Origin of the sequence: Stenotrophomonas sp. HMWF003 (assembly GCF_003061285.1) — a bacterium.
In the GTDB taxonomy this organism is placed as follows: Bacteria; Pseudomonadota; Gammaproteobacteria; order Xanthomonadales; family Xanthomonadaceae; genus Stenotrophomonas; species Stenotrophomonas maltophilia_AP.
The window spans coordinates 7,405-14,667 of the sequence record NZ_QAIW01000298.1; the positions used below are offsets into that span (position 1 = coordinate 7,405).

Below are 7,263 nucleotides of genomic sequence, written 5' to 3' on the forward strand. Positions count from 1 at the left end.
ACGACCCGGCGGTGATGGCCGAGCACCTCGGCCGCCTGTTCGGCATGCGCTTCCCGCCGGCGCCCACGCTGGGCCCGGCGCGCCTGCCTGCCGGCCACTGGCGCCAGTACCGCGACGTGATGGCCGCGCCGTTCGCCCTGCTGACGCCGGTCGCGGTCCGCCTTGGCTACCCGGAAGAGTGAGGATTCCCAGATGCGCCTGAGCAGTATCAGCCTCCAGAACGGCCACCCGATCGCGGCGGAATTCGCCGCGGGCGACGCCGCCGGCTTCGCCCCCAACCGCAACCCTCCGCTGGCCTGGAGCGAGGTGCCCGAGGGCACCCGTTCGTTCGCCCTGCTGTGCGTTGACCCGGATGTGCCGACCGTACCGGACACGGTGGGACGGCACGACTGCACGGTGCCCCGTGACCAGCCGCGCGCGGACTTCGTGCACTGGGCCATGGCGGACATTCCGACCGCGGTGCGCGAGATCGCGGCCGGCAGCTGCAGCGAAGGCTTCACGGTCAAGGGCAAGACCACGCCGGCCGGTCCGGCCGGGTCGCGGCAGGGCCTGAATGACTTCACCGGCTGGTTTGCCGGCAACCCGGACATGGCCGGCCAGTACCTGGGCTACGACGGCCCGTACCCGCCGTTCAACGACGAACGCGTGCACCGGTATTTCTTCCGGCTGTTCGCACTCGACGTGGCGCAGCTGGACCTGCCGACGCCGTTCACCGCTGCCGATGTGCACCGGGCGATGCACGGTCATGTGCTGGCCGAGGCGGCGCTGCATGGCACCTACACGTTGAACCCGGCGCTGGGTTGATCCACCCGGCACACACGATCCGGTGGTAAAACGAAGAAGGGCGGCCTCTGGCCGCCCTTCCGCGTTTCAGTTGTTGACTGTTTCCGACTCGACCACCATGTCGAGCACATACGCCAGCGACGAGCCGTCGGCCGGCGGGTTGGAGATCTTGTAGCGCTTCACGCGCACCACGTTGCGCACGCCGTCTTCGTGCGTGTAGCCCTCGATGGTGCCGTAGAAGTTCTCGAACGCGCCCGGGGTACCCTGCTTGAGGCCCTTGTCATCGAACGACACTTCGCGGGTCTGCAGGCACTGCATGTCCGGGATCATCGGGTGCGAGCACGGCTTGGTCTTCGCGGCCACTTCCAGGAACACCGTCTCGCCTTCGCCGCCGTAGCGGGTCTCGGCGGTCGGCTCGGGGTTGAAGACCAGCACGTCGCCGGCGGCGGTGCGCAGTGTCAGCTGGCCCTGGCCGGCCAGTTCGGCCTTGAGCGCGCCTTCCAGCCGCGACCCCACGGCCTGGTCCAGCGCCATCAGCGCCTTGTCGGTGCAGGCCATCATGGTCGACGCCATCGGCGACACGGTCAGGGTGCCGTCGGCCAGGGTATAGCCGCCGCCCATGCGGTTGCAGGTGTTGCTGACCGACAGGCGGCCATCGTGGAAGTCCAGCGTGACCGGCTTGTCGGCACGGGCAAACAGGGCGTCCACGCGCTTGCCGCTGGCATCGGTGGCGCTGTCGAGCAGCCAGTGGTTGCCCTGCAGGCGCTGCACGTCCAGCTTGGCCGCGGCCTGGGTAGTGGCGGCAGCGGTCGGCGCGGGGGCGAGGTCGTCGCTGCCGCTACCGGCCGGTGCGTTGGTGGACGGGTTGCTGCAGGCGGCCATCAGGGCCAGCGGCAGGATCAGCATCAGGGTGCGGGTGCGGTTCATGGACATCTCCTTGGGAACCCGGGGAAAAACGGTGCAGCGTATGAAACGGGGTCAGGCAGGCACGGCGGTGTTCAGTTGCCAGCAGGCAACCACAGCAGCAGGGCCGCGCCCAGTGCGATGCGATAGAACGCAAACGCGGTGAATTTGTGTGACTTGATATAGCCCAGCAGCCACTTCACTACGACGAAGCCGGTGACGGCGGCGGCAAGGAAGGCCACGCCCACGTCGGTCCAGTTCTCGTTGCCGAGCTTGCCGTCCTTGGCCATTTCCAGGAACGCATAGGCACTGGCGGCGAACATGGTGGGAATGCCCACCAGGAACACGAACTCGGTGGCTGCCGCGCGTCGGCTCAGGCCAAACAGCATGGCCACGAAGATCGCCGCCGCCGAGCGCGAGGTGCCCGGGAACACCCCGGCCACCACCTGCGCCAGGCCGACCAGGATGGCCACCTTCCAGGTCACCTCGTCGCGATCGGGCAGGCGGGCGGTGTAGGTTTCCACCAGGATCATCCAGATGCCGCCGATGATCAGCGCCCAGGCAACCGGGGTGACCGTCTCGGGCAGTTCCCAGCCCGCCAGGCGCACCGGCAGGCCGACCACGGCCGTGACCAGGAAGGCGGTGCCCAGCTTCATCACGTAGTCGCGGTTGGCGCGCTCGTGCAGGCCGGTGGCCAGCGTCCACAGCCGCTGGCGGAATACCAGGGTGATGGCCAGGATCGCACCGGCCTGGATCACGATGTTGAAGAAATCCGAGCGCGCGCCCAGCCAGTGCTGGGCAATCAGCAGGTGGCCGGTGCTGGAGATCGGGAGGAATTCGGTGAGGCCTTCGAGGATGCCCAACAACAGGGCAGAGAGCAGATCGGACATCGGGTGCTGGGACTCGGAATGGATGAAATCGCGGTAGAGCATAAAACATCAAACGCCGCACCAAATGTGTGCGTGGTGCGGCCGTTGCACCGATGTGGTGCGGCCGCTTCCGCGGCGGGCCGGGTGCGCCCCCAATGAAATCAACGGCTTGTGAAGATTCAAAAGTTGGCACGGCGATTGCTCTATCCCCTTACGCAATCATCCATCCGAGGGTTTCACCGATGTCCGTGGAAAACGTTGAGAAGCTGATCAAGGACAACCAGATCGAGTTCATCGACCTGCGTTTCGTCGACATGCGCGGTATCGAACAGCACGTCACCTTCCCGGTGAGCATCGTCGAGCCGTCGCTGTTTGAAGAAGGCAAGATGTTCGATGGCAGCTCGATCGCTGGCTGGAAAGGCATCAACGAATCGGACATGGTCCTGCTCCCGGACCCGGCCAGCGCCTACATCGACCCGTTCTACGCCGACCCGACCCTGGTGATCAGCTGCGACATCCTCGACCCGGCCACCATGCAGCCGTATGGCCGCTGCCCGCGCGGCATCGCCAAGCGCGCCGAGGCCTACCTGAAGTCCTCCGGCATCGCCGAGCAGGCCTTCTTCGGCCCGGAGCCGGAGTTCTTCATCTTCGACTCGGTCCGCTTCGCCAACGACATGGGCCACACCTTCTTCAAGATCGATTCCGAAGAAGCCGCGTGGAGCACCGGTGACAAGTACGACGGCGCCAACAGCGGCTACCGTCCGGCGGTGAAGGGCGGGTATTTCCCCGTGCCGCCGACCGACTCGCTGCACGACCTGCGCGCGGAAATGTGCAAGACCCTGGAACAGGTCGGCATCGAAGTGGAAGTGCAGCACCACGAAGTGGCCACTGCCGGCCAGTGCGAGATCGGCACCAAGTTCAGCACCCTGGTGCAGAAGGCCGACGAACTGCTGCGCATGAAGCACGTCATCAAGAACGTCGCCCACCGCAACGGCAAGACCGCCACCTTCATGCCCAAGCCGATCGTCGGTGACAACGGCAGCGGCATGCACGTGCACCAGTCGCTGTCCAAGGGCGGCACCAACCTGTTCTCCGGCGACGGCTACGGCGGCCTGAGCCAGATGGCGCTGTGGTACATCGGCGGCATCTTCAAGCACGCCAAGGCCATCAACGCCTTCGCCAACTCCGGCACCAACAGCTACAAGCGCCTGGTCCCGGGCTTCGAAGCCCCGGTGATGCTGGCCTACTCGGCCCGCAACCGCTCGGCATCGTGCCGCATTCCGTGGGTGTCCAACCCGAAGGCGCGCCGCATCGAAATGCGTTTCCCCGATCCGATCCAGTCCGGCTACCTGACCTTCACCGTGCTGATGATGGCCGGCCTGGACGGCATCCGGAACCAGATCGACCCGGGCGCACCGAGCGACAAGGACCTGTACGACCTGCCGCCGGAAGAAGAGAAGCTGATCCCGCAGGTCTGCTCCTCGCTGGACCAGGCCCTGGAAGCGCTGGACAAGGACCGCGAGTTCCTCAAGGCCGGCGGCGTGATGAGCGACGACTTCATCGACGGCTACATCGCGCTGAAGATGCAGGAAGTGACCCGCTTCCGCGCCGCCACGCACCCGCTCGAGTACCAGATGTACTACGCCAACTGAGCAACCGGTGACGATGACGAAGGACCTCCCTCCCACCTTCGTCATCGTCACCGCCTTTCCGGCTGGGGAGCCGGCAAGGCACGCCGCAAAGCGGACCGTTGGTCCGCTGCAGAAGGTAGAGCGGACCGTTGGTCCGCTGCACCACCAGGGGCAAGAGAGACCGGACGCGTGCCATGGGCCCCTCCTCCCTCCCGCGTCACCGCTACCGTGGCCCGCAAGGACCACGGCAGTGGCGAGGCCCATGCATCGTTCGGCGCACCAGGGGGCGGCCATGTGCAAGTGGCCGCCCGCTGACCTGACACCGGCCAGCAACACACCGCCGGTTCCATCCACCATCGGGACATGCGCATGAAACTGATCTCCGCCATCATCCGGCCGTTCAAGCTCGACGAGGTCCGCGAGGCCCTCTCCGATGCGGGCGTGTCGGGCATCACCGTGACCGAAGTGAAAGGCTTCGGGCGCCAGAAGGGCCACACCGAGTTGTATCGCGGCGCGGAGTACGTCGTGGATTTCCTGCCGAAGATCAAGATCGAAACCGTGGTCACCGACGACCGCCTGGACGCGGTGGTCGAAGCGATCCAGAACGCGGCCGGCACCGGCAAGATCGGTGACGGCAAGATCTTCGTGACCGCGGTCGAACAGGTCGTTCGCATCCGCACCGGCGAAATCGGCGCTGACGCGCTCTAACCCCACTCGGAGCCCACAATGAAGACCTCTTTGTTCACCGGGTGGCAAGCCCGGTTCCATGCCGTGTGCCTGTTGATGCTGGTCAGCGCGCTGGCCGTTGGCGCGTTCTCCAGCACCGCGCAGGCCCAGGCGCAGGTCACCCCGGCACCGTCGGAGACGGTCGCGGTCGAGCCGCTGCCCGTTGCCGCCGCGCCGGCTGCACCGGTCGCCGACGCCGCGGCCGCTGCCGCGCCCAGCTTCGACCACGGCGACGTCGCCTGGATGCTCACCTCCACCCTGTTGGTGCTGCTGATGGTGGTGCCCGGCCTGGCCCTGTTCTATGGCGGCCTGGTGCGCTCCAAGAACGTGCTGTCCATCCTCAGCCAGATCCTGGTGGTGTTCTCGCTGATCCTGATCCTGTGGGTGGCCTACGGCTACAGCGCGGTGTTCAGTGAAGGCAACGCCTTCTTCGGCTCGTTCACCGAGTTCGCCTTCCTCAAGGGCTTTACCCCCGATTCGGTGGGCAACACCCCGATCAAGGGCCTGCCCGACTACCTGTTCGTCGCCTTCCAGTCGACCTTTGCCGGCATCACCACCGCGCTGATCGTCGGCGCCTTCGCCGAGCGCATCAAGTTCAAGGCAGTGCTGCTGTTCTCGGCGCTGTGGTTCACCCTGAGCTACATCCCAATGGCCCACATCGTGTGGGGCGGCGGCTATCTGGGCGCGATGGGCGCGATCGATTTCGCCGGTGGCACCGTGGTCCACATCAATGCCGGCGTGGCCGGCCTGGTCGGCGCGTACTTCGTCGGCAAGCGCATCGGCTACGGCCAGACCGCGTTGAAGCCGCACAACGTGCCGTTCACCTACATCGGCGCGATGCTGCTGTGGGTGGGCTGGTTCGGCTTCAACGCCGGCTCGGCCGCCGCCGCCGACACCGTGGCCTCGCTGGCCTTCCTCAACACCATCCTGGCCACCGCCGCCGCGGTGCTGGGCTGGACGCTGGTGGAAGCGGTGAGCAAGGGCAAGCCGTCGGCGCTGGGCGCTGCGTCCGGCGCGGTGGCCGGCCTGGTCGGCATCACCCCGGCCTGCGGCACCGTCGGCCCGCTGGGCGCGATCGTGATCGGCCTGGTGGCCGGCGTGGTCTGCGTGTGGGGCGTGACCGGTCTCAAGCGCCTGCTGCGCGTGGATGACACCGCCGACGTATTCGGCGTGCACGGCATCGGCGGCATCGTCGGCGCCCTGCTCACCGGCGTGTTCAGCGCGCAGTCGCTGGGCGGCACCAAGGCCGATCTCGACATCGGCCACCAGGTCTGGGTGCAGCTGGTCAGCGTCGGCTTCACCATCGTCTGGTGCGCCGTGGTCACCGCGGTGATCCTGCTGGTGGTACGCATGGTGTTCGGCCTGCGCGTCACCGAAGAAGCCGAGCGCACCGGCCTGGACGTCACCTCGCACGGCGAATCCGCCTACGAGGCCTGACCGCCACCCGCACGTAGTGCCGGGCTCTGCCCGGCAACCAACCACCGTAGTGCCGGGCTCTGCCCGGCAACGAAAGAAACAAGAAAAGCGAGAGAGAAGCTGTACCTTCGCCGGCGGCCTTCGGGTCGCCGGCTTTTTGTTGGGCGTCTGCAATCAGCCACGCATGGCGTAGCTCTACCGCCCACGCAGACACACCCGCCCGCCGGCAACCGCGCGCAGAATCCCGCACAATGCGGTCATGCGCCCCCTCCGCACCGTACTGCCGCTGTTCGCCTGCCTGCTGCTCGCCGCGTGCACCAGCCCCGGCATCCGCAGCCCGCTCGCCAGCTGGGTACCGTCGGCCAACTACAACGCCCGCAGCCCGGTCATCATCGTGCTGCACCACACCGACCAGCATTCGGTGCAGGAAAGCCTGGACACCCTGCGCAGCGCCAACAGCGGGGGCAAGGTCAGCGCGCACTATCTGGTTGGTGCCGACGGCCACATCTACCAGCTGGTGGGCGACGACCGCCGCGCCTGGCACGCCGGGCCGGGCCGCTGGGGCACGCTCACCGATCTCAACTCGACCTCGATCGGCATCGAGATCGACAACGATGGCGAAACCCCGTTCGCGCCCGCGCAGATCGACGCCGTGATCCGCCTGCTGGACGACCTGTGCACGCGCCTGCGCATCCCGCGCACGCAGGTGATCGGGCATGCCGACCTGGCCCCCACCCGCAAGCAGGACCCCAGCCGGTTCTTCCCCTGGCAGCAGCTGGCCCAGGCCGGGTTCGGCGTGTGGCCACGCGACAGCGACGGCCCCGCACCGGCGGGATTCGATGCGTACCTGGCGCTGCAGGCCTTCGGTTACCCGCTGGACGACCGCGATGCCGCCGTCGGCGCGTTCCATCGCCGCTTCCGCGGCCGCGATGACC

8 protein-coding genes are annotated in these 7,263 nt (G+C 67.2%); 6 read left to right on the top strand and 2 right to left on the bottom strand.

Annotated elements, in window-relative coordinates; translation table 11 throughout:
• Together DBR34_RS22895 and DBR34_RS12225 are read left to right on the top strand one after the other, a co-directional pair.
• Window positions 1-182: hypothetical protein (locus tag DBR34_RS22895; RefSeq protein WP_258223872.1), on the top strand; the 182-nt coding region annotated here is incomplete at its 5' end.
• A 10-nt stretch (window positions 183-192) separates the two neighbouring features.
• Window positions 193-804, top strand: coding sequence for a YbhB/YbcL family Raf kinase inhibitor-like protein (locus DBR34_RS12225; protein WP_128096993.1), 612 nt, complete (start codon window positions 193-195; stop codon window positions 802-804).
• A gap of 66 nt (window positions 805-870) precedes the next feature.
• On the opposite strand, the gene DBR34_RS12230 is transcribed toward DBR34_RS12225, so the two are convergent.
• Both DBR34_RS12230 and DBR34_RS12235 read right to left on the bottom strand, forming a co-directional pair.
• The gene (locus tag DBR34_RS12230; protein ID WP_258223873.1) at window positions 871-1,710 is read right to left on the bottom strand and encodes an META and DUF4377 domain-containing protein; all 840 of its coding nucleotides are present in this window, start codon (window positions 1,708-1,710) and stop codon (window positions 871-873) included.
• 71 nt (window positions 1,711-1,781) lie between these two features.
• On the bottom strand, window positions 1,782-2,576 hold the full coding sequence (locus DBR34_RS12235; RefSeq protein ID WP_128097001.1) for an undecaprenyl-diphosphate phosphatase: 795 nt from the start codon (window positions 2,574-2,576) through the stop codon (window positions 1,782-1,784).
• A gap of 221 nt (window positions 2,577-2,797) precedes the next feature.
• Between DBR34_RS12235 and glnA the strand changes: the two genes are divergently transcribed.
• The 4 genes from glnA to DBR34_RS12255 all read left to right on the top strand — a co-directional run.
• Window positions 2,798-4,207 (top strand): type I glutamate--ammonia ligase, encoded by a 1,410-nt coding sequence (gene glnA / locus DBR34_RS12240; RefSeq protein ID WP_038691327.1) that lies wholly within the window; start codon window positions 2,798-2,800, stop codon window positions 4,205-4,207.
• Between the two features lie 348 nt (window positions 4,208-4,555).
• Complete coding sequence (locus DBR34_RS12245; RefSeq protein WP_026070924.1) at window positions 4,556-4,894, top strand: P-II family nitrogen regulator; 339 nt, start codon at window positions 4,556-4,558, stop codon at window positions 4,892-4,894.
• An 18-nt stretch (window positions 4,895-4,912) separates the two neighbouring features.
• Window positions 4,913-6,349 (top strand): ammonium transporter, encoded by a 1,437-nt coding sequence (gene amt, locus DBR34_RS12250; RefSeq protein WP_128096995.1) that lies wholly within the window; start codon window positions 4,913-4,915, stop codon window positions 6,347-6,349.
• Between the two features lie 238 nt (window positions 6,350-6,587).
• The coding region (locus DBR34_RS12255) for an N-acetylmuramoyl-L-alanine amidase (RefSeq protein WP_146186831.1) at window positions 6,588-7,263 on the top strand (676 nt) is incomplete at its 3' end.